Origin of the sequence: Dyella japonica, assembly GCF_040545895.1 — a bacterium.
GTDB classification, from domain to species: Bacteria; Pseudomonadota; Gammaproteobacteria; order Xanthomonadales; family Rhodanobacteraceae; genus Dyella; species Dyella japonica_D.
Map to the genome: position 1 here is coordinate 56,867 of NZ_JBEPMU010000009.1, position 18,891 is coordinate 75,757.

Here is an 18,891-nt window from a genome sequence, read left to right on the forward strand (position 1 = left end):
CACCCCTAGCGATGACATTTCCAAACTGGAGACATTCATGCCCTCCATTGTTCTCGTCGGTCACCGCCACTCCTGCCCCATTCACGGTGACGGCACCGTTACCACCGGCACGGCTGGCGTCACCGTCAACGGCCGTGCGGCCGCGTGTATCGGCGACCACGTCAGTTGTGGCGCCGTTATCACCACCGGCGCATCGTCCACGTTCGGCGGGCAAGGCATCGCCTATGTAGGATGCCAGACCAGTCACAGCGGCACGTTGATGGCATGTACGTGGGTGGCTCCACGCCCACCAGTCGCAACCCGAACCAGCTCGCTGCGTTGCGCGGTGAATCGCACAGCGCTCTATCGGCCACCGAAAGCGAGCTGCAGTACGAAGTACTTACCGACAAGAACTTGTCCCCCGGTGGCGCGCGCTTGGCTAAACGTATCGACATGGCCAAGTACAAGGCTTTTCTCGCCGAGCGCGACAAGGCCGACCAGCAATTGAGGCAGCTATTACAACGCATGGATGCCGCCTGCGCTAACCACGATGCATGGCTGGCTACAGCCGAGGCGGCCCACGCGGAGGAGTCACACGCCATTGCCGCTGCCCTCACCGCGTATGATCGTGACCACATCATCGCAGCCCAGGGACTCGAGCAGTCAATTGCCCTGCTCATGCACGGTATGGGCTACCCCTTGCCCGGACGTCACGACAAAGACCCGCGCTTCGCTCGCCTCCAGACCTGGGTGACTAATGCCAACAGTCCACTGGCCATGGCCGTGGCCGCTTACAACCCATTCAAGGACAGGGCTGACGCTGTCGGCAATCTGATTGGCGCTACCGATGTCCTTATCGAAGAGCTCCACGGTCGCTTTCCCGCCAAAACCAACGCCACCGACCTGATTACCCAGGACGTGTCTACCGCCGTACTCAAGAAAATGAACGGCAAGACCCGATGGGATGCCAACAAAACCCTGCGACAGCAGGTGGCCGCCGCCGCCAAGGATGCCGAAGCAGAAAAAGTCATCGGGCTATTGAATGCACGTTATGGCATCACCAGAAAAATACCCGCCCCCAACACGCCGGAGGCCAAGTTTACCGATGAAGTGCAAGCCTTCATCCGCTCTGGCATGGCCGAGGTCAAGAAAAGCAGTACGATCGAAGTGGTCGGCACGCGTACCGTCACCGTGCTAGAGACCACCACGACGCGCGTGGTGCCCAGCATCAAGTCACTGGGCGTCACAACCGGAGGTGGCGCATTCAATGTCCTGATGTTGCACTACAACCTGATCAACTTGCAGTCGGCCTGGAACGATCTGCAAACGACTCCCGACACTCAGCGGAAGGCGAACTTCGGCTCGGCGATCTTTGGCATCATGGCCGCTATCGCTGCTACGGCGGTCAGTGCGCGCACACTGTATATCGCCGCTGCCGCGCGTATGGCGGTCAATCTGTCCGGCGCGAGTTTCGGTGTCGGTATAGCGGGCTTTCTGGCCAGCAAGTTGTTTGCGCGATCGCTCGGCTATCCAGGAATTCTCCTTGCAGTAGCCGCCGACGTGATTAAGGGTAATAAGCAGTCCGACGCAGGAAACGAGGAAGTTGGGGCCTATACAAGGAGGGGCGGAATCGCTATTGGCGTGGGTAGTGCTTTCATGCTTGAAGGTGGCATCGCACTCGGCACCGCCATGTCGACTGTCTTTGGTGCAGCCGCGGCCGAAGCCACCGTACCCGTGGTGGGCTGGCTCGGAGCGGTTGTCACCATCCTGGTGGGAATGGCGGTGGTGGGTGTGGGCGTCTGGCTGCAATCCAGGGCAGCAGAGCAAAAGCATTCACCGCTGGAACTGTGGGCCGCGCGCAGCCTGTTCGGCACCCGCCAGAATGACGGCGAAGACCATGCCGGCATCTCGCTCGATGCGCAGAAGCGCCTGCCCGGCTACTCGGGGCCACGCGACGAAGTGCAAGGTTGGTACGAAGGTTATTTCGCTCCACTGGCGCTGGACGCAGACCAAGCCAAGTCGATCGGCTTGCCAGGCATAACCACCGACTGGCATGGTCACTGGCTCGACGCAGACACGGTGGAATTTGCGGTATTGCTACCTGGGTTTGTCCTAGGTCAGAGCACATGGAGCGGTGGCCTTAGTAGTGTGGGGACGACCGTGCCCGGTGCATTGAGGCCCGTGATCGTCTACGCCAATAAGCCTACTTGCCACGTCACGCCGCAGGGTCTGGTGTTGCATGTGCGGCGCACGATCAATTCTGGCGATGAAAAGAACATGGCCTTCTACCTCACTTACTTCCCCAACCAGGGTTTCGATCCCGGCGCCAAGGTGGAAGCAAGCATTGAGCTGATAGGTTAAGGAGAGTCGCCATGCCCGCCATCGACATGATCTGGAAGGCCAGGGAGACATCGAAGACACCACCTTTGATTGGCGATCAGTACATCGCGATGGGTAAACAGGTGTTGTGCTTGCGCAATCCCATGCCGGCGGATTCGGCGTTTATGGGGAAGATGTACGTCGTATGCAACACAATGTTTGTTCTTTTTTTCATTTGCTACTTATGGCCAGAGCTACTTGGCGGAAAAGACTCGGCTTGGAGCACCTTGTGGGATGTTTTGGCCTTCTATTTCATCATGGGGCTATTTGTCGCCTGGCGCACCTACCTCATCCGCAGCCAGTCCAACTTTGTCTTCAATCGCGAAACGCAGAAGGTCTATTACCGCAAACGTAAACACCTTTACGTCGGCGAATGGCGCAATGTGCAAGCCGGTATGGTCACGCAAACGGAGTGGTCTGGCGCTTCGTTCAGCACATCGTATGGGCTGATCATCTGCGCCTTCGATAACACTCCAGACAACCCCAGTAAGTCCGACACGCTTCACAACAAGATCGTAGCGTTGCCGGTGCGCTCCATCGTGATCGACAGCAACGAGCCCAATGACCCGCGTGTGGACTTTGTGGGGCAGGTGTGGTCTTACATCCAGCACTTCATGGCGCACGGCCCCGAAGGGCTGCCGGTACCCCAGGAGCCTCACTGGTGGCACGTGCCACACAACCGCATCTGCCTGACGCCGGTCCAGGCCTGGCGTCACTACGCCCCATGGTGTAGTGGCGAGCCTGGCGAGCGGCAGGGCAAAAAGTGGTGGCTGCTGCCGTTTTGGCTGATCACCTTCCCATACAACCTGTTTGCCGCATTGTGCTGGTGGATCACCTGCAAACTATTCCGTGTAAAGCCGATGGCCATACCGCCGGAGGCGATGGAGGGTGAAACGGGGCCACTAGTGACGCTAGAGATGGCGAGTCAGGGTATCAAGCCATAAGCGGACACGTACTCAGAGGAAAGTAGGCATTCAACTGACCGACTAATATGTCATGGGCCAAAGCCAGGGGGATGGCAGGCTTGCCGTGCCACCTCGACCTGGCGAGCGCTTGCCCCTCGCCCAGTACGAGCCGACGGAGTTACGCGTCACTCCCTACGGCCTACTGCTGTACTACAACCAGACGATCCGCTTGGGCAGCAGCGTGACGTTGGATCTAACCTATCACCCTAATCAGGGTCTGGACGAGCAAGCGAAAGTCACCGCTAGCTTGAGTCTTTCTAGTTAGCAAGGAAGCACAAATGGCTGGAACGCGAGCACAAACAATTTGGACACTCGCATCACCCGTCACCGGGGTAACGCCATGTATCGGCAACCAGTTTATTTCTATGGGGCGAAAAGTTCTTGGCCTACGCCGACCTTATGTCGAGGTATCTGTGCTAACGGCACAGATGTATATGGTCACATTGATTGGCTTGGCGCTGTACTTCGCTGGGGACATATGGGCGACGGCTCCATTGCCCCCCGATTTCGCCCCCCCGAAACGATTGGCTGGATGCCCTCCCCGATTTATTTGGAATTGGTGGTATCTCTCTCCTCATTGCCATACGCCTACGCCGCCTGAAGATGTCGCACATCTACTTCAATCGGCACACGCAACACGTGTACAGCCAGGAAGGCGGCTATCTGTGGGAAGGCGATTGGCGAGGTGTACAGGCGAGCCCGACATCTTTCGTGGACGCCAGCAACGTCGGCGCCGTCATGCGCTTTAGCTTGAACGTGCTGGTGCCCAAGGTCGGCCCCATGCCACCGCATCGGTTCTGGCAGAAACGCCTGCCGCCCGGCATGTTCCAGGTACGCCTTATGAGCAACCAGCAAGTCGGTCCGCGCGCCGAGTACGTGGCGCAGGTGTGGGAGTACATCCGCACCTTCATGGCTCACGGGCCAGACAAGCTGCCCATGCCCGCAGAACCGAACTGGTGGATGCTACCGTTCTACCAAGTGGTGCTGACCCCGCGCCGAGCGCGGCAGCACTATGTGCCGTGGCGCACGGGCGAACCGGGCGAGCGGCAGGGCAAAAAGAACTGGCTATTGCCCCTATGAGCGGTGTTGTTTCCCCTCACCCTGTGGGTATCGCTGTGCTGGTGGGTGCTGTGTTGCCTATTGAACATCCACCCACCGGCACCGCCGGCGGAAGCACTGCAAGGCGAGACTGGCCCTATGGTCACCATCGAGATGGCGCAGAAGGGCATACGGCCCTAGCCACAAAATGGATGGCCGTACCCGATGACGCCAATCTCGCTGACGTATCGTGATTACAGAACTGACGCTGACGGGCAACTCGCCAATGAGGCACGTCTAGCGATGACATTTCCAAACTGGAGACTTTTATGCCTGCCATCGTTCTTGTCGGCCATCGCCATTCCTGCCCCATCCACGGCGACGGCACCGTCACCACCGGTATCAGCGGTGTCACGGTCAACGGGCGGGCTGCCGCGTGCATCGGCGACCACATCAGTTGCGGCGCCGTTATCACCACCGGCTCATCGTCCACGTTTGGTGGGCAAGGCATTGCGTATGTCGGATGCAAATCCAGCCACGGCGGCACGTTGGTGGAAGGCGATGAAAGCTGGCAGCTCGACTGATCGCACGTCATCGCAGGCACCGCGCCCAAGGTGCATGGGGTTCCTGGTGCACACGCCACGCAAGGGGGCGAAGGTAGTTGCGTGACCGAGCACCTAGGCGTTGTTGCGCCTCTATAGATAGCTGACGCCAATAACCGTTAGACCTCACACGAAAGGCAGCTCCCGCGCCACGCAACGCCTCCCGAGCTATGCGCGAGACGCCCCCGGACGGACATGGCATGCGCCGCATGCGAAGGTCCCACGTCGGCGGCTGCGAGCCATCCAATTCGTCCGCCGACGCCTTGCTTCATTGCAAGTGCAATGGCGCGCGCCGAAAGGGCGCCCACCCAGACGAACCGCTGACCACAACCAACGGCGGAAAGTTGATCATGGGTATGGTCGAGCATACGACGGCCGCACATCCTTCCGCGCCCAACGGCATCACCCATTCCACCAATCCACTCGGCCGTCCGCTCTGGACTCTCGCTGGCCAAGGACAGCGCCAAGTTCCGCTCCGCCCGCATCGCCGGGCTGTGCATGGGCATCCAGGCGGTGACGCGCATCCTGGCCAATAGCGACACCCTCCGCGTGATCCTGTCGAAATGCGACGAGATGGAACCCGGTAACGGTCCTTGGATAGCAAGGTCACCGAGGGCATGTTCGCCGCGCTCTATTTCCTCAGTGAACAAGCGGAACTCCCCTGCAAGTTGTCCTTGGACAAACTGGGCTTCGAATAGGATTGGATGCTTGCAAGAGAGTGAAGCTAGGATCGAGCCCGCATTGTCACGTACCTCCCTGATTTCTACCTCGCGCTGCTGCGTTCGAAATGATGAAAACCATCAGGCCATTGCACGCCAACGCGAAAAGACGCGGGCGGCTTGAGTCATTTCTCGCAAGCCGCCTACAGGGGTTGCGAAAAACTCAACCTGAGCCTGTTCTGCGCCTGTCGGGATCGACGGGCCGTGCTTGCGTCAGAAAGGATGCAGTTGCTCATGCCCCGCCAGTCCGATCTTCATTTCACCTTCGCCTCCGCCCCGGCGGCATCGCCCAGCCCCCTGCGTTCGATGTCGTGAGCTTCGAGTTGCGCGAAGCCCTCTCCGAACCGTTCGCGTTGTCGCTGGACTTAGCCAGCGCCGATCCAGCCATCGACTTCGGTGCCGTGCTCGACCAGCCCTACCTGTTCACCCTGTGGCGCGACGACGAAGCCGTGCGTTACGTGCACGGCGTGGTGTCGTCCTTCGAACAAGGCACCACCGGCCATCGCCGCACCCGCTACCGCGCCGTGGTGGAGCCCCTGCTGGCCCGCGCGGGCCTGCGCTCGGACTGGCGCATCTTCCAGCAACAGACCGTGCCGCAGGTCAGGAAGACATCGGGCTTCCGCCCGCTGGCCACCAACCAAGCTTGCTCAATTTTTCAATTATTATCATTGCGCGTGTAGCCGAGGTGTCGGATCAAGGCGCGTTCCGCGCCCCCCAACGCCTCTTTACAGGTGGTATCGGCCCATTCATAGGGCGCCTTCCAAGCCTTTCGGTAGGCATGCCATGTAACGCCTAAACTTCGAGCACGAGCCAAATCCGAAAGCGGCACCACTCCATCGCCATGGCACACGGGGCAAGTGACGTGGATGCGATGATTAGTATGCTGCCCCGACCCATGGCAGTGAGCGCAAATCGCAGGAGCGGTGATCTCACGAAGGACGCTGTGGACAAGATTTCGATACGTAGCGCGCGGGGATGGCCATTTACGTTCGTTGGCGAGCTCCATGGCAGCTCTGTATTGGGCCAACGCGAGCGTGACCGCTCTTGAATTGGCTCTTGCAGTGACAAGCTCCACCTCAGCCATCGTATACGCGAAGCGCGCACCGATAGCATTCATGGTACGGGCCTTGCACTCCTCCATGAGTCGATGAAGGACCCTCTGCTCGATGTCCTTGAACGAGGAGTCCGATTGATCCGGCCAATATAGGTAACAAAACAGCTCACGGGCGAACTTATCCTTGATCATGCCCAATGCAGCGGCTATGTCTTGAGGTGAGAACTCCGGCCGCACCTGAGCAACGATTCCCCACGAGATAGAGCGTGGTCCCAATCGGGCCATTAGTGTTCGACTGTCCATAGCCCCTGCCCATTAGCCTTGCGCAAATGATCAATGCGAAATCAAAGACTCGATAGCATGGGCAGGCGGTAGGCGCCCGGCCCTCCTGGTCCCAGAAGGCTCCGCATTACGGGTCAAATCCCCTTGCTATACGGCGCCATTGGAAGAGCGTTTATCTCGATATATATCGCGACTTTTTTTCAATCGCTTTGGAAGCGCTTTCAGCGAAACTTCGCCAATGCAGGACCGGCAAAGCCGACCAATCAAAAGGTCCCAATGGATTCAATATGCAGCGACACAAATTCGCAGCTTGCCGACTCTGACCTAGTTGACACGACACGCCAATTCTTTCCCCAGCGAGTCAAATAGACTCAACAACACAGACTTGGATCGACTTGAGACGAACACTGGACAACGCGCTTCGTACCCGCATTGGAAAATGCTAGCTGTATATCTTCGTACGCTTCCAGTACGAAATGGTGTTAATGAGCTCAACACTCGCTACAGCAGCTGACGCGTGGCATGCAGCTTGCCTAGTCACGTCAACTGCATCTTAATGAATCAGAGAAGCTGCCGATCAACGGCTTAGAGCTGACCCACTCGTCGTATGAATCTGCGGTTCGTCGGATATTGATGATATCGGCCTTGCGTTTGCCAAGTCGCCATGCCTCATATCGTTAGCGACCGGTGCCGTCGCGGATGAGATCAAGGCATGGCAGGAACAAGCGAAAGAGGAACGCTATGCGCCGGGCGATGCGACCAGCCGTGCGTAGGCAGCAGCAAGCTTGCTGTCGTAACGATTTTTTGCATATCCCGGTCCGTTATATGCGGAGGCGAAAGCTTGCCAATTCCGGGCCCGCAATGCTGCCAGAAAACGCGGCTGAGCGATGAACTGGGCAAACGCTGTCAACTGTGAATCGGCACCACTCTTATGTGCATCGACAAAGGCCTCGACATCGCTAAACCCACACAGCGCATGGTTGAATCCCATCAGTTGGAACATGCCCCAACTGGCCGACTGAAGCGCGACATCACGATCCAAAGCGATGGCGGTGTTCAGTCGTGTCCATTCGCCAACGGCAGATCCGGCGTACTTTGATTTATCCCAATGCGGATAGCTCACGTTGGGTGCAATGGCATCGAATCGGCCGTCGGTTTGACGATGAAAGATGTGCCCTTCAAACAGCACCTTGGGTAGATCCGAGGGCGGAGGGAGGAATCCCGCACCCGACGACTCCACCTCGGCAATCGCTTGCAAGCAAGCCACTTCCACTCCTAGGGTGGCGGCGGAATTGGCCCAAGCTTGATCAGAAATGGTGCGGTTCATGTCAGTCTCCAGAGTGTTGGCTATAAAACCGGCGTAGGTCTGCGCGCCCGTCCGACAATGCGCGGACGTGACGGGGAGAAAGAACGTGGTGGCCGTGACGATGTCGATGATTTTGATCAGCGACCGTTCCAGGGGGGCCTTCAGAGATGGATGGCTCCCAGCGATTCCGGCAAGAGCCGGTGAGTGGTCGGGTCGGTTGCTGGCAATAGTCACTGCCTTACCGATCAGCATGCGTTTCGCTCAGCGAAGCGTGACGTTTCGTCACCACTTCGCTGCGATTGCGTCTTCGACTATGGGATGTCGTCGGTCGCAGGGATCCTCGGAGTCCCTGACGTGCTCGTCGTTGCTGGTACAGCGGGAACGCGAGAGGTGCTTCCCGGGGATAGCGTGGTCGCCCCCGGGGGCGACAAAATGCTGAACTGGGCCGGCGGCAGATATACGGTCTTATCCGGCAAGTTGAATTGGTAGCGGTGAAATAGTGTCAAGCACATCAGCCCACATCCCAGCGCCGCGAGCACAATGCCAGGGGATGAGGTATTCAGGGCTAGCTTGATGCCATGACCTTCCCCGCTCAACGTCGACTCGGGTGTTCGCAGTTGTCCCAGCACGAAGATCGCACCAACCAGGCACAAGACCATGCCGGTCAGAAACCCCAAATGGAGCAATGAGGCTTGACGCAGAATCACCGCGTTCAAGCTCTTGGTTCGGTCGATGAGGGTTTCGTGCTCCAAAGCAAGGAGGCCGTCCCAATGCAGCGCATCCGCGCTTGCCGTAGAACTCGCCTTCTCGGAGGCCGCAATCATCGATGGACCAACGATCGGATCGACCTTAAGCTCAAGGTACATTAAATGAAGTTGCAGGAAGCTACTCACAAAGAAGAGAAAGCCCATCACGGCGATGGATCGCGTAATAAACGGAAGGAGCTTTAACTGCCAACTCAGATCAGGTTGTTCTGAGGGCACAGATAGCGCGTTCATGTCTTCCTCACAAATGAAAAGGTCGGTGCGCCACAGCGGCCTCGGCCATAGAGGTCACAGGCTGCTCGGGATACGAAGCCCGTTTTCGACGCCACTGGCGTCGCGACTAAATATTTTTCGGTCAAGGCTTCTAGCCACTTTTCTCAAGAAAACATCGTCGCCAAAGAGCGCCGCATAGTGCCGACTGAACCGACCCTTCGAAAGCTATGCGTCAGGATTAGCGGCGCTGCATCGACGATGCACAGCCCACGCATCTCACGGCATCTCTCTGTACAGGTGCTTCTGGTAATACGGCGTCCTACGGCCGTAGCACCATGCATCGAGTAAGGGCAAAGGCTGACCGTCCGGCGGGGATCATTGTCGTTGGCCATCATTACTGGGCAGGAACGCATCGCGAATAACGCGCCGCACGCGCAATCACGAGCCCGCTAGCGATCTCGCTTTCTCAGGAGGCACATGTGTGCGTGTTGTAGAACGGTGCGACGTCATGGTGCTTCGATGAAATCGGCGATGCATTGTCCGTTGCCTCTTTGACTCCCACGGTAGGAAATCTATCCTTGTAGACTCGTACGACTCAAGTACCAGCAAGTCCGTTGTGCTGACCCAGACGACACTCCACTGATAACCAGGTGCGCCTTTGATTCAATTAGGAACCCTGATAGGGAGGGTGCCGGAATCCCATAAAATTCCGACGTCGGCTCAGACGCTACCATCCAACGGCGACGCCCTCAACTTTCGAGCAGGACGTTGATTTGGAGTCCAATCTACCGTGACAGCTCACGGCTTTGACGTCGCCAGCAGCGTGCTCGTATGGCACACGGTCAAGAACACCAAAGGCACGATTACTTCGGTCAAACTCGTCGAACTAAACACGGCTCGCCGCCGGTGTGGAGATCGTGCCCACTCGCGATCATCCGCAGCTGATCGATGCGCCGGCGAAAAACTTGCGCGAAAAGCTCCTGAAACAGCTCCTTATCGTCGCTTTGGTCTCTTAGCTGAGCTTGTGGATTTGCGACATCACGGCGCGTAAGCTACTGACGAAGCGTTGTTCGATGGCCACTAGCGGTTCGAAGCAGCGATTCATGGTCACCGAGACCGACCACTGTAAACGCCGCCCATTGCCAGGCCACCTCGCGCCAAGCCAGGCGACGTCCAACCATAGTCATACGCAATAGCGAGAGCCACATCCACTGACCGAGGTGTGCGATGGCGAAGATCGTATGATCAATCACCCCTGCGAACGCTAATTAGAGGACGCGCGGCAAGCATGGCACTCTCACGGAGAAATCAGACCACGCTCCTCCCAGAGCCACTCGGTAAGCTGTGCCTTTCGCCACGCAAGTCGGCATATTTCGGAAAAAGGATCGCACAAGTAGCTCGCGACATCGGACACATTACAGTGCTTGTAAATCCCGAAAGTGAGGTCTTTGTTTTGGCGGATGCAGATGCTGTCCTAGCCGTTCGCGGATATACCGATTGGTTGGTGGGTTGTTATACGAGCGCCGTAGAAGCCGCTGAGATCACCGAAGACTTGCGCATGCGCTTGATTGAGCTTCGTAGACCCTCTGCATGAATTCGTCCAAGAGCGATGCTATGCACTCAATCTCATCGCCGAGGCAAAGCACAGGCTGACCTTAGGCGACTTGCTACTGGCCGAGGCGTCAGGTGCTCATCAGGGATCGATGTGTATAATTCATAGCTAGGTCGCCTTCAATCAGCGTCTTCATTGCGGTGTCTCACATGCCCATGATGCCGCCGTCCTATAGGCGCTCATCGGAGGGGTATGCATGCGGATCAGTCACGGTCAGGCATTTCCTTTCGGCCGCTATTGGATCGTGGTGGATGCCCAAACTGTGTCGCGGCCATCTATGACAGGCTGGATAGGTCGGTGGGAGGTGTATCGTGGCAGGCCTCACAGCAACAAGGTGCCCTTGCGCACCGGTGAAACGGATGTCGAGGCTAGCAAAGACCTCGCAGACATCCTTGGCAGAGCGTTCGCAATCATGATTACCGAGAGCATGGCGCCCTTCCATGCCAAGAAAAAAGCCTCTAATTCATTCGTCGAGCATACGGCGATACCGAAATGATTGCGGCTCATGTTGGCTGCCGACCAATTGTGCGAATGGGCTATCGTCGCCCCTTTCGACGATGGAAACTAATGATCCGTACCGTAGTGCTTCAGAAGCATTGGATGTCCACACACCCTTGCGACGTGCTCAACCTGTGCGACATTGAACAGCCGCTGGGAGATCTCAAGCGGACGCCGACCGCCGAAGCATATATTCAGATCGTGCTGACTCGACGCTACTCCCACCTTTGAGTAGCACAGCGATTTGGTGCCATCAAGAAACTGCCGTGAGAACGGATTTTCGAAAACACGTTTCATGGTGTCGCTTCGGGCAGTAACACTAACCAGAACGTTCAATAGAGGGAGCCAGCGAACGACGGATCCCTCCACCGATTGTCGACGCAGACTATGGGGCATCCGATCATCACAAAACCTGTTATTCCAAAGAATCGATGCAAGCGCTTAACTCTCAAGTTCGCCGTAGCCACCCTGGCGACATCGGTTCCGAGGCTTCAGGCCTCATAGCAAGGCTGGCTGATGTCCTAAATCCCAGAACACTCCACCGCTCACCAGTATGCTTTAAGCTGCACGCCAATCTGATCCACATTAGCTGTAGGTGAGTGACTGTCATACTGGCGAGAGACATATGGCTCAAGACGCCAGTGGCGCGTAGCCTCGATCTCTATACCTGCTGTGTATATCTGCCGATTCCATGCGTTATATCGCGTGTCATAGAGCGTTTCGGCTCTGATGTAGGGAACAATAGTCTTGCCGTTGCCCCCTCGCATCTCCTTCTCGACAACGAGCCGAAAGCGGTAGCGCTTAGAAAATGACCCGCCAATATCACGAAAATCAACCCGTAACCTACTGACAATCCAGACCCGATAGAGCGTCGACAGTCTTGCCTGAGCTGTCCCCTCAACGACACCTCGGCGCTCGGTTGGGCCATGACCTTCGTCATCGGGACTGCCATAAACCTCATAGCCGACCCGCATCCATAGGTAGCGATCATGCTCCCAGTCGTCCGTGCGCAAATGTCGTCGGAAGATCGGTGTAAGCGTGATGTCAAAATTCGCTCCGGCTTCTGTTTGCGTGACGCCGTTTGGCCGGACGATCGTCACTTGACTATTCAGATATAGCCTCGAGACCTCGGATAGCTTCAGGAACGAGTCGACCTCGGGTAGAAATTCATATTCACGGGCATTGAGCCGGGATGAAAAAGGCAAGACAACAGCCGCAAGAAGCAATAGCGCTCGCGTGCGCTTCAAATGCTCTGAAGGTACCCCCCCAGCAATGCAATAGTCGTCGGACACTAGACATCCATAACGGGTCAAATGCGAAGGGCATTGAACACAGCGAAAATGTAAGGATTTGTTTCCGTTTTCTTTGTAGCGCGGATACCGGTACCGGCCCTTACATCTCGATACGGAACCTAAGCGATGATATTGGAATCATCGTCTACGGCTAAGCTGGATGCAATTAGCTGACGCTCGTTTCAGTTCGAACACCAAAGGTGTTGTGCCACAAAAGACCATGCGCCCAGTAGTTTTACGTACACGACTATCGGCAGTTCTACGGCCGACGCCCCCCCGTTTTTGAGTAGCACGGCGATTTGGAGTCCAATCCCCCAACCGACGGAGATTGGACGTGAAGAAGCGTTTTACCGAAGAACAGATCATCGGCTTCTTGAAACAAGTGGCTACCGGCACGACGGCCAGCCACGCCTGGTGGCGACAGCTGGCGAACATCGCCGATTCGGCAATCGGCGGCTGCACATCCTCGTCGAGCGTGAAGATTTCGTCGCCAACCACAGGCGAGTGCGCCGCCTATACTGCGAAGCTCGCATCGCGGCACGTAAGCGCCACAAACGTGAAGGTGTGACCGTCGAGCCTCGGCCGCTGCAGATCCCTAACCACCTCTGGCCAATGGATTGAGGTTTGCGATCAAGGAATCCGTTGCAACCCATCACTGAGCGATATGCTCCGAACCTTGGACTCTGCGAGATGGCTCTGGTTAAGCCTGGGGAAAGTCAAGGCGAGCTCTCTGATGACAATGTGATCTGGCGACGGCGAAGGGCGCCATAGGTACGTCTCTTCGGCCAATACCAGGGGAGCATGGCCGAATGGAGCCCACCCAATGATCCCATCTTAAGGGCTCAGTTATTGGACGATGCGCGTCGAGTGCTTCAGCCGCGCGATGTTTGAACCGTGCTCTCCGCTGTGCGGCTGCGTCGTAATAGCCATGCCAATACGGGTGGCGTCACCATGGCGGTCAGCAGCGACATGGCGACGATGATCGCATAAATGCGATCGGTGAATACGCCGGCGGTCAGGCCGAGGCTGGCGATGACTACGCCCACCTCGCCTCGCGGCACCATACCGAAGCCGACGATGGCGGCACTGCGCTTGCCGAGCGATAGCGCTCCGAAAAAGCCACCGATAAACTTGGAGACGATGGCGATCAGGGTCACTACTAGCAGCATGATCCCGGTTTCGACATTGGCGAGCTGATGCAAGTCGATCTTGCTGCCGGTGATGACGAAGAAGAACGGCGTAAGCAGCGAAAGCAGCGGCTGAGTCTGCTTTTCCAGCGTGTGTTGTTGACGTGTTTCGGAGGCGATCATGCCGGCAAGGAAGGCACCGATGATGGCAGCCAAGCCGAAGCGGGTGGAGATATAAGCCAGGCCCAGGCATAGCGCCAGCACGATGGCCAGCGCCGAGTGAGGGTTCTGCGGCTTGTCCAGCCAGCCAGAATTCCAACGCATCACGCGCGCACCACCGATGCCAACCACCAGGATGAAGCCTATCGCGCCTATCAGCACTGACAGCAAGTGGATAGGGTCGAAGCCTCCACCACCCTGCAGGGACACCACCACACCGAGCAGCAGCATGGCGAGAATATCGTCAATGACCGCCGCGCCAAGAATCACCTTGCTCTCGACGCGTTGCAGCGCACCCAGCTCCTGCAAGACGCGGGCTGTAATACCTGCCGATGTGGCCACAAAAGCCGCGGCGACGAACAAGGAACGGCCCCAGTCGAAGCTGCTGCCATGCGCCCAAAGCCCCCCCATGCCAAACGGCACCAATACGCCGAGCACGCCCACCAGGAAGGCCACCTTGCCGACCTTCTTCAAATCCTCCAGTCGCGTTTCCAGACCGACCGAGAACAACAGCAAGACCACGCCGATCTCTGCGAGCACGTCGAGTGGCGTACCTGCTGCAACCTGGTCGGGGACGATCCAACCAAGTACCGAAGGGCCGACCACACAGCCAGCTGCAATCTCACCCACCACGCCCGGGAGTTTCAGCCGTTGCGCGATCTCGCTACCAATCTGGGCGACGATGAAGACGATGAAAAGAGTAAGCAGGATGTCGCTCGCGTGATGCATGCGGGAAGCTCGGCAGCGGGGTGCAGCCCTGAATGTACATGATTGAGCCCAATCGCGCCGCTCAATTGGTATTGAGCATCTCCCGCAATAGACAATCACCTAGCCGACTGAAAGCCGGCTCATCCGTCGCAGTACGGAGGATATTACCGATGCCGATTTGATCTCGACGAGCAATAACCAGAGCCCCCTCCAAACGTATGCCTGTCGCACCACCTATCGAACCATGCGTGCGCGGGCCAGGACCAAATCAAAGCGAAACGCTCGGTTCTCGTGCTGGAATGACCGTCCGATCATCACCATACGCCCTAGTGTCCATCCTACGTGTCGCTACACGCCGATGGTAACGTCATGGATCGATGGTGGCCACGCTACCCAACGCCTCTCCACGCCATCACGGATTGCCGCCATCAACGCGCGCCCACCCGGGGATACGCCGATGTACAAATCATCCCGATGCGTTCCGGTGACGCGAGTGCCAGTCAGCGGGCTCAACTCTTGGACGTACTTCAGTAGATGAAGTCGCCCCGCAACCTCCAGGGGAATCTCGTCCACGGTGCCAAAATCGATCTTGAACAAATAATCAACGTCGGCCTGACTCAACGTCGTCATGTCATGCATGTCGCACCCCCTAAGGGTGGTTTGACGCGAGGCGTAGCCAGATGCGTCGGTGCTCTGGCAACAGATGTTAGGTCGCAACTACCCGACATCTGTTTTGATAATGTGCCACGACAAGCCCTTAATTTGACTCCATAACCGGATCGAGGGCGTGGGCCCTCCTGCAGTGGCACAACTGCACAGGCAAAAGCTATTGCTCCCGCTGGGCCAAAAGGATCTTCGCGAGGAGCCTAATTCCCTTAGGGCCACTGAGAAAGCCGGTGCTGGTATACAACCACTGGCGCCGGCATCCAAGTGCATAAAGCACAGGTGGATATGCCGATATCTGCCGATCTTCAGACGCCATGGTCCGCTGGCCCCCGCGTGATGAAAAATCTCCTGATATGCCCGTAGTGAACATGGGGTGCACTGCGGCATGCACCGCGCCTAAAACAACACAGATACCCATAGAACATCCGAGCAGTACTTATTGGATCCCAAGTTGCCCACAGCAATCCAACAGAGAGGGGGCGGCGTAGCTGCGGTACATGGCTTGATGCTTAAGGGCCATCTTCGCGCCCCATTGTCTTGCGCTTGCGATCGGCATTGAGCGTATTGCCCTGGACGTCGAGCGCAGGCCACTCATCGGCAAATAGTGATCGAAGATTGTGGACTGATATAACAGGACTACTGCGACAGAGAGATGTGTCTACGTATATTTGCTTACCCAGAACTCCGTAAAAAGACACTTGGAAAAAAATAATGCCAATCCCATTATGGCAGTAATCTAACCCAACGGCTCCCGCCATGGCTGTTCAACATTTTTCACGGGGATCCCGTACGGCTCTCCTTGTGAGCGCTGCTATCGCAGTCTCTTTCGTTGTACGGCCTGCGAACGCGGACACTCCTGATCCCTGGGACGGCAACTGGCATGGAAGTATCACTCCGTATGCCTGGTTGCCGGGCGTAAAGGCCACGACGCGCTTCTCACTGCCCAGCGGCTCTCAGGTGGTAACCAAATCCAACAAAGACATTCTAAATAACCTGAGCGGGGCTTTCATGCTAGAAGGAATCCTACGCAAGGGACGCTGGGGCCTATACGGCGATGTGGACTGGGTCGACTTTACTAACCAAAAAGGACGCATCACATCTATAGGCGGTGATCGCATTGGAGCCGGCGCCGATCTCAACACACGCTGGGGACTGAAAGGAGGCATGGTGACTCTGGCCGGCTTATATACCATTGGACACAGCTCCCAGGGTTACGTCGACCTACTTTTGGGTATGCGCTACCTTTGGACCAAAGGCAATCTCAACTGGAACTTTGGATTAACAGGCAACGGTGGCCGGGTCGACATCCAAGACAGCGGACATCTCCACAATCAAATGCATGTTACTGACGCCATCATCGGAGTCCGCGGCCATTGGACACCATTCCCTGACCGCCATTGGTATATGCCTTACTACATTGATGTAGGCACCGGCGACTCTGATAGTACTTATCAGTTAACGGCCGGTGTGGGCTACGCATTTCACTGGGGAGACATTGCGCTCGTCTACCGCCAGATCAAGTACAGGCAAGATGATAATAGTAAGTTTCTTCGAGACATTGAGCTGGACGGCCCAGCCATCAACTTCACTTGGAACTTCTGAATCTCTCGTTGACGAGCTGAGGCGCAACGCAGAGGGAGCGAGTGTGTGGACTGCCCGCCTCCAGGGCGGGGCCTTGCTGAGCTCGAGACGTGCCTGCAACTGGAGGCACGCCTCGCCACCTTTCACTCGACAGATGAGCGTGTCCCATCATCTGCCTACGTTCGTTGAAAGGTTTTGTTGGTGAATCTAAGCATCGACCAGCGCGAATCGCTTCTGAGAGCCACACAATTCACAGACGACGAGGAAGCTAAGATGCCCCTGAAACTGACCGGCAACCCGGCCACCGCATTGCTCGCAAGGGGCGCCAGTGATGTCGATATGGGGCGTCGTAGCTGAAGGTGCCTCCATCTTGCGCAGGTAGTCCGTCACGCACTCGCGAAAGCCAATGTCCCCGGAGCCTCCGAGCAGGTCGCTGAAGAAGATATGGCTTAGCGTGGATCGGACAAACCCCTTAGGCCGACGGAACGGCTTGTCGTTGTACTTTCCAGCCTTGCAGTTCTCCGTATGCATCTCGATGTTTCTTGGGATACAGTTAATGGCATGCGGGAGTCCTTTGCATTCGGCCGTACGCGTAAAGGCGGCCGCATTCTCCACTGACATGTAGATGAGCTTGAACACCCTCTCGGCCGACAGTGACCTCAGAGCGGACTCGATGACGTCCACGGCGCGTCGCCGCGGTAGCCGCTGGTAATCGAGACTGACGGTAGTCATACGCCCCTCAAGAAACTCGAAGCATTCGGCCCGCGCTATGTCGATCCAGATGGACGTCAGTTCCGCGATGTTTCCCGAAAGCCGTGAACGAAGCGTCGTCATGACCGGCCTGCATTGATTGGTCCAGATGCGAAGTTAGTTTACGCGGCGAGTCGCAGGTTGGGTTGAGTTCTCTGGATCAGGTTCGCTTCCGGTGCGGGTGGCCGATAGCTCAGTGCGCTGTGCGGCCGGATGGTGTTGTAGTGATGTCGCCATTGCTCGATGACGACCTGGGCTTCGCGCAGGGTGTAGAAGATCTCGCCGTTGAGCAGTTCGTCGCGGAACTTGCCGTTGAAGGATTCGCAGTAGCCGTTCTCCCACGGACTCCCCGGCTCGATGTAAAGGGTCTGCGCGCCCACTGCGGCGAGCCAGCGACGCAGGTTCTTCGCCACCATTTCCGGCCCGTAGTACATATCGAAGCATGATTCCGTGGGCAGCCACCGTCGGCCAGCCACAACCGGCCGCGCTTGGGCTGCTTGACCGGCACCTTCAGTCCCTCGCGCTTCCAGATGCGTTCGACTCGCGATCGGCTCAGCGACCAGCCGCGCGCCATCAGCAAGGCATGAATGCGCCGGTAGCCATAGCGGCCGTATTGCGCCGCCAGATCGACCATGGCAGAGGTGAGCGGCGCTTCGTCAGCGCGTGGTTGCGGGGCATAGCGCACCCAAGAGCGGGACAGATGCAGCGCCCGGCAGATCCGCCGTTCGGAATGCCGCAGGTGACCACGAACATGGGCCACGGCTTGCCGACGGCGGGCCGGGCTCAGAAGTTTCCCTTGCTGACCTCGCGCAGGATCTGGTTGTCGATGATGGCGTCCGACAACGCCCGCCGCAGCCGGGAATTCTCATGCTCCAGATCCTTCTGGCGTTTGGCCTGATCGATCTTCAGGCCGCCGTATTCCTTGCGCCATCGAAAGAACGTCTGCTCACGTATATCCGGCCTCTAACTGCAGCACCGCTTTGCGGTGCTGGAACATGATGGGCTAGTCGCTCGCCGGCTGCCAATCGCTTTCTCGCGCTTTTTTCGCACTTGGACATTTCAGGATTTTGCCAGCGCCGGTTCGCCCTCGCGTGGGTGGCTTCGCAATCGTGGATAAGGATGCTTTCGGACGTCGTC

General features: G+C 57.4%; 13 protein-coding genes and 3 pseudogenes. 9 read left to right on the forward strand and 7 right to left on the reverse strand.

Going from position 1 to position 18,891, the window contains the following annotated elements:
- Window positions 1-37: 37 nt before the first annotated feature.
- From ABIC75_RS22320 to ABIC75_RS22345, 6 genes and pseudogenes are all read left to right on the forward strand, one after another.
- Window positions 38-250: pseudogene (locus ABIC75_RS22320) on the forward strand (PAAR domain-containing protein); the annotation flags it as partial.
- Between the two features lie 14 nt (window positions 251-264).
- On the forward strand, window positions 265-2,340 hold the full coding sequence (locus ABIC75_RS22325) for a hypothetical protein (RefSeq protein WP_354016134.1): 2,076 nt from the start codon (window positions 265-267) through the stop codon (window positions 2,338-2,340).
- 11 nt (window positions 2,341-2,351) lie between these two features.
- Window positions 2,352-3,302 (forward strand): DUF6708 domain-containing protein, encoded by a 951-nt coding sequence (locus ABIC75_RS22330; RefSeq protein WP_354016102.1) that lies wholly within the window; start codon window positions 2,352-2,354, stop codon window positions 3,300-3,302.
- 468 nt (window positions 3,303-3,770) lie between these two features.
- Window positions 3,771-4,403, forward strand: coding sequence for a DUF6708 domain-containing protein (locus ABIC75_RS22335; RefSeq protein WP_354016103.1), 633 nt, complete (start codon window positions 3,771-3,773; stop codon window positions 4,401-4,403).
- 287 nt (window positions 4,404-4,690) lie between these two features.
- Complete coding sequence (locus ABIC75_RS22340) at window positions 4,691-4,945, forward strand: PAAR domain-containing protein (RefSeq protein ID WP_354016104.1); 255 nt, start codon at window positions 4,691-4,693, stop codon at window positions 4,943-4,945.
- A gap of 1,048 nt (window positions 4,946-5,993) precedes the next feature.
- Entirely contained in the window at window positions 5,994-6,362 is a 369-nt protein-coding gene (locus ABIC75_RS22345; protein ID WP_354016105.1) for a contractile injection system protein, VgrG/Pvc8 family, read from the forward strand.
- Window positions 6,363-7,757: 1,395 nt separating this feature from the next.
- On the opposite strand, the gene ABIC75_RS22350 is transcribed toward ABIC75_RS22345, so the two are convergent.
- Both ABIC75_RS22350 and ABIC75_RS22355 read right to left on the reverse strand, forming a co-directional pair.
- Window positions 7,758-8,576 carry an N-acetylmuramidase family protein gene (locus tag ABIC75_RS22350; protein ID WP_354016106.1) on the reverse strand — a complete coding sequence of 273 codons (819 nt, stop codon included), beginning with the start codon at window positions 8,574-8,576 and terminating at the stop codon, window positions 7,758-7,760.
- A 59-nt stretch (window positions 8,577-8,635) separates the two neighbouring features.
- A complete protein-coding gene (locus tag ABIC75_RS22355) occupies window positions 8,636-9,322 on the reverse strand; it encodes a hypothetical protein (RefSeq protein ID WP_354016107.1) in 687 nt (228 codons plus the stop codon).
- Window positions 9,323-11,109: 1,787 nt separating this feature from the next.
- Between ABIC75_RS22355 and ABIC75_RS22360 the strand changes: the two genes are divergently transcribed.
- Complete coding sequence (locus ABIC75_RS22360; protein WP_354016108.1) at window positions 11,110-11,409, forward strand: hypothetical protein; 300 nt, start codon at window positions 11,110-11,112, stop codon at window positions 11,407-11,409.
- A gap of 547 nt (window positions 11,410-11,956) precedes the next feature.
- Here ABIC75_RS22360 and ABIC75_RS22365 read toward each other — a convergent pair.
- Entirely contained in the window at window positions 11,957-12,703 is a 747-nt protein-coding gene (locus ABIC75_RS22365) for a hypothetical protein (RefSeq protein WP_354016109.1), read from the reverse strand.
- 402 nt (window positions 12,704-13,105) lie between these two features.
- On the opposite strand from ABIC75_RS22365, the pseudogene ABIC75_RS22370 reads away from it, so the two are divergent.
- Window positions 13,106-13,321 (forward strand): annotated as a pseudogene (locus ABIC75_RS22370) (IS3 family transposase); the annotation flags it as partial.
- A 254-nt stretch (window positions 13,322-13,575) separates the two neighbouring features.
- Here ABIC75_RS22370 and ABIC75_RS22375 read toward each other — a convergent pair.
- Window positions 13,576-14,778, reverse strand: a complete 1,203-nt coding sequence (locus ABIC75_RS22375; RefSeq protein WP_354016110.1) for a cation:proton antiporter — start codon at window positions 14,776-14,778, stop codon at window positions 13,576-13,578.
- A 327-nt stretch (window positions 14,779-15,105) separates the two neighbouring features.
- A complete protein-coding gene (locus ABIC75_RS22380; RefSeq protein ID WP_354016111.1) occupies window positions 15,106-15,396 on the reverse strand; it encodes a hypothetical protein in 291 nt (96 codons plus the stop codon).
- An 828-nt stretch (window positions 15,397-16,224) separates the two neighbouring features.
- Between ABIC75_RS22380 and ABIC75_RS22385 the strand changes: the two genes are divergently transcribed.
- Window positions 16,225-17,025 carry a hypothetical protein gene (locus ABIC75_RS22385; RefSeq protein ID WP_354016112.1) on the forward strand — a complete coding sequence of 267 codons (801 nt, stop codon included), beginning with the start codon at window positions 16,225-16,227 and terminating at the stop codon, window positions 17,023-17,025.
- A 186-nt stretch (window positions 17,026-17,211) separates the two neighbouring features.
- On the opposite strand, the gene ABIC75_RS22390 is transcribed toward ABIC75_RS22385, so the two are convergent.
- A complete protein-coding gene (locus ABIC75_RS22390) occupies window positions 17,212-17,838 on the reverse strand; it encodes a hypothetical protein (protein WP_354016113.1) in 627 nt (208 codons plus the stop codon).
- Between the two features lie 38 nt (window positions 17,839-17,876).
- Window positions 17,877-18,708, reverse strand: a pseudogene (locus tag ABIC75_RS22395) (integrase core domain-containing protein); the annotation flags it as partial.
- Window positions 18,709-18,891: the final 183 nt, after the last annotated feature.

What these genes read in the sequence shown, in the direction of transcription:
- ABIC75_RS22325 (WP_354016134.1), top strand. Translation starts at nt 265, where the DNA reads ATGTACGTGGGTGGCTCCACGCCCACCAGTCGCAACCCGAACCAGCTC.
- ABIC75_RS22330 (WP_354016102.1), top strand. Translation starts at nt 2,352, where the DNA reads ATGCCCGCCATCGACATGATCTGGAAGGCCAGGGAGACATCGAAGACA.
- ABIC75_RS22340 (WP_354016104.1), top strand. Translation starts at nt 4,691, where the DNA reads ATGCCTGCCATCGTTCTTGTCGGCCATCGCCATTCCTGCCCCATCCAC.
- ABIC75_RS22350 (WP_354016106.1), bottom strand. Translation starts at nt 8,576, where the DNA reads ATGCTGATCGGTAAGGCAGTGACTATTGCCAGCAACCGACCCGACCAC.
- ABIC75_RS22355 (WP_354016107.1), bottom strand. Translation starts at nt 9,322, where the DNA reads ATGAACGCGCTATCTGTGCCCTCAGAACAACCTGATCTGAGTTGGCAG.
- ABIC75_RS22360 (WP_354016108.1), top strand. Translation starts at nt 11,110, where the DNA reads ATGCGGATCAGTCACGGTCAGGCATTTCCTTTCGGCCGCTATTGGATC.
- ABIC75_RS22375 (WP_354016110.1), bottom strand. Translation starts at nt 14,778, where the DNA reads ATGCATCACGCGAGCGACATCCTGCTTACTCTTTTCATCGTCTTCATC.
- ABIC75_RS22380 (WP_354016111.1), bottom strand. Translation starts at nt 15,396, where the DNA reads ATGCATGACATGACGACGTTGAGTCAGGCCGACGTTGATTATTTGTTC.
- ABIC75_RS22390 (WP_354016113.1), bottom strand. Translation starts at nt 17,838, where the DNA reads ATGACGACGCTTCGTTCACGGCTTTCGGGAAACATCGCGGAACTGACG.